The organism is Cryobacterium sp. TMT1-19, from assembly GCF_004403055.1.
Classification (GTDB): Bacteria; Actinomycetota; Actinomycetes; order Actinomycetales; family Microbacteriaceae; genus Cryobacterium; species Cryobacterium sandaracinum.
Window position 1 is genome coordinate 1 of record NZ_SOHB01000056.1, and the last position, 3,412, is coordinate 3,412.

4 protein-coding genes are annotated in these 3,412 nt (G+C 69.9%); all 4 read left to right on the forward strand.

The genetic code is table 11. The features are described from left to right. Positions 1-702 (forward strand): acetyl-CoA carboxylase biotin carboxyl carrier protein subunit (locus E3T40_RS13965; protein WP_134544302.1); only part of this gene is annotated, 702 nt, incomplete at its 5' end. After that, positions 699-1,865 (forward strand): acyl-CoA dehydrogenase family protein, encoded by a 1,167-nt coding sequence (locus E3T40_RS13970; protein ID WP_104170132.1) that lies wholly within the window; start codon positions 699-701, stop codon positions 1,863-1,865. The genes E3T40_RS13965 and E3T40_RS13970, both read left to right, overlap by 4 nt. Before the next feature lie 11 nt (positions 1,866-1,876). Beyond that, on the forward strand, positions 1,877-2,362 hold the full coding sequence (locus E3T40_RS13975) for a MaoC family dehydratase (RefSeq protein ID WP_104170131.1): 486 nt from the start codon (positions 1,877-1,879) through the stop codon (positions 2,360-2,362). Continuing rightward, on the forward strand, positions 2,359-3,222 hold the full coding sequence (locus tag E3T40_RS13980) for a CoA ester lyase (RefSeq protein ID WP_104170130.1): 864 nt from the start codon (positions 2,359-2,361) through the stop codon (positions 3,220-3,222). The genes E3T40_RS13975 and E3T40_RS13980 overlap by 4 nt, the downstream gene beginning before the upstream one ends. Positions 3,223-3,412 lie beyond the last annotated feature (190 nt).

Genomic DNA, 3,412 nt, shown 5'->3' on the forward strand with positions numbered 1-3,412 from the left:
ACCGCCCGAACTGCCGCCGCGGGCGCCGACGCCGCGGGCACCGGCACGACGAGCGCCGCCGCCGGCCTGTGGGCACAGCCGAGCGGCTGGCGGCTCGGCCCGGCCCGGCCGGTGCACTACAGCCTGCGGGTCAGCGCCACCGAAACCGTCGACGTTGCCGTGCTGACCGGCCCGGACGGCCTGAGCGTGGCCGTCGACCAACGGATGCCCGTTCCCGGCCGACTCGCGCCCGTCACCGGCCGCGCCGACACCTTCGCCTGTGAACTGGGCGGCCGCCTTGAGGTGCTGCAGCTCGTGTCCGACGGCCCGCGCCTCTGGCTCGGCCAGAGCGGTTTCGGCACCGAGCTGGTGCACCGCTCCCGGGCCGAGCAGCTCGCCGACCGCCTCGCCGGCCTCGACCGGGCCGGGGGAGAGGCCGGGGCGGCCCGGCCGGAGGTGCGCTCGCCGATGCCCGGGACCGTGGTTGCCGTGCACCTCGCCACGGGCGACCTGATCGTCGCCGGCCAGCGCATCCTCACCGTGGAGGCCATGAAAATGGAGCACCATCTGCTGGCCGAAACGGATGGCCGGCTCACCATCGGCGTGCACCCGGGTGACCTCGTGCGCCTCGACCAGATCGTCGCCACAGTCACCGCCACCGCCGTGACCACCGGGACGGAAGCCACACCACCAGCCACGCCAGTCAAGGGAGACCCAACGTGAAACAGGAACTGACCGAGCAGCAGCAGCAGCTCAGCGACACCGTGCGCGACTTCGCCGACATGGTCGTAGCGCCGGCCGCCTACGAGTACGACACCAAGCGCAGCCTGCCCTATGACATCATCGCCCAGATGGGGGAGTTGGGCCTGTTCGGCCTGCCATTCCCGAAGGAGTACGGCGGCCAGGGCCAGGACTACTTCGCGCTCTGCCTCGCAGTCGAGCAGCTTGCCCGGGTCGACCAGTCCATCGCCGTCACCCTCGAGGCCGGCGTGGGGCTCGGCATCATGCCCGTCTACCGGCGCGGAACCGAGGCGCAGAAGCAGGAGTGGGTGCCGCTGCTGACCAGCGGGCGCGCGCTCGCCGCGTTCGGGCTGACCGAGGCGGATGCCGGCTCCGACGCCGCCGGCACGAAGACCACGGCCGAGCTCTCCGGCAGTGAATGGGTGATCAACGGCACGAAGCAGTTCATCACCAACTCCGGCTCCGAGATCACCCGGCTGGTCACCGTGACAGCCGTCACCGGCGAGTCCGAGCGCCCCGACGGCTCGGTGAAGAAGGAGCTCACGGCAATCCTCGTGCCCACCCCGACCCCGGGGTTCACGGCGCTGCCGGCTTACGACAAGGTGGGCTGGCACACCTCCGACACGCATCCGCTGCTCTTCGAGAACGTGCGCGTGCCCGAGGCCAACCTGCTCGGCGAACGCGGCCGCGGCTTCGCCAACTTCGTGCAGACCCTCGACGAGGGGCGCATCGCCTTCGCCGCGCTGTGCACGGGCGCGGCGCAGGGCTGCCTCGAGGAGGCCATCCGTTACGCCAACACCCGCAATGTGTTCGGCCGGTCGATCGGCTCCAACCAGCACATCGCGTTCAAGATCGCACGGATGCAGGCTCGCGTGCACACGGCCCGCCTCGCCTACTACGACGCGGCCAGGAAAATGGTTCACGGACACCCCTTCAAAATGGAGGCCTCGATTGCCAAAATGGTGGGAAGCGAAGCCGCCATGGACAACGCTCGCGACGCGACCCAGATCTTTGGCGGCTACGGGTTCCTGAACGAGAACCCGGTGGCGAGGCACTACCGCGACTCGAAGGTGCTCGAGCTCGGTGAAGGCACTACCGAGGTTCAGCTGATGGTCATCTCACGGGCGCTTGGGTTCTCCGGTTAGGCAGGAGGAAAATGAACGACGAACGACGCACGATCGAGCAGCGCGGGCTGTATTACGAGGAATTCGACCTCGAGGCCCGCTACCGGCACAGCCCCGGTCGCACGGTGACCGAGGCCGACAACGTGCTCTTCAGCACGCTGACCATGAACTCGCAGGCACTGCACCTCGACGCGGCGTGGGCGGCCACCCAGCCGTTCGGGCAGCGCCTGGTCAACTCGATGTTCACGTTGGCGACGCTGGTGGGCAGTTCGGTCGCGCAGCTGACGCAGGGCACGATCGTGGCGAACCTCGGCTTCGGGGAGGTGACGTTCCCGCATCCGCTCTTCCACGGCGACACCCTCTACTCCGACACGATCGTCACCGCCCGCCGGCTGTCGGCGTCCCGGCCGGGCCAGGGGCTGGTCACGCTCCGGCACACCGGTCGGAACCAGGAGGGTGACGTGGTGGCCACGGCCGAGCGCACGGTGCTGGTCTGGTGCCGGGCGGCCGTCCAATGAGCTTCGACCTTGGACCCGCGCTGCTGTTCTGCCCGGCTGACCGCCCCGACCGGTATCGCAAGGCGGCGGAGCGGGCGGATGCCGTGATCCTCGACCTGGAGGATGCGCTCCTGCCCGGCAACCGGGCACGCGCTCGCGGCCTGCTGGTCAGCCATCCGCTCGACCCCGAACGCACGGTCGTTCGCGTCAACCCGGCCGACACGCCCGACTTCCAGCTTGACCTCGCCGCCCTCGACGACACCCTGTACCGCTACGTGATGCTGCCGAAGACCGTGAGCGCCGCCCACCTCGCCGCTCTCGCCCGGTTCGAGGTGATCGCGCTCTGCGAGACCGCCGCGGGGGTGCTCGCCGCCCCCTCGATTGCGGCCGAGCCCAATGTGGTGGCGCTGATGTGGGGCGCCGACGACCTGGTGGCCTCGCTCGGCGGCAGCTCGAGCCGGTTCCCCGACGGCAGCTACCGCGCCATCGCCCGCCACGCTCGGTCCGCGGTGCTCCTGGCGGCCGGGGCCAACGACAAGGCGGCCGTGGACGGCGTGTTCCTGGCCATCCCCGACCTCGAGGGTCTGCAGGCCGAGGTGGTGGATGCGGTCGCGAGCGGATTTCGCGCCACCGCCTGCATCCACCCCAGCCAGGTGCCCGTCATCCGGGCCGCCTACCGGCCCACGCCTGCCGAGGTCACGGCGGCGTGGCAGATCCTGGAGGCGGCCGCGGGAGAGGGGGGCGTGTTCGCCTACCAGGGGCGCATGATCGACGCGCCCCTGCTGCGCCACGCCGAGACGGTGCTGCGGCGGGCGGCGGCCGTCCCGCCGGAACCGGGATTTCCGACGGGCCCGGCTCCGGCCGACTCGGTGGACCACTAGCTGCCTCTGTTCGGCGTCGAACCAATTCGACGGAGATTTTGGCGATAGACGGATACCGCAGCGGTTTACAACCGTTTTGGAGCAGAATCTCGGCTCTCCTGCTTCATCCGTGGGTGTTGCGGAGCGCCTTAACGGCCGCACGCCGCTTCCTGTCTAGGTTTCTGACTGTCTAGGAACAGAAACTCAAGGG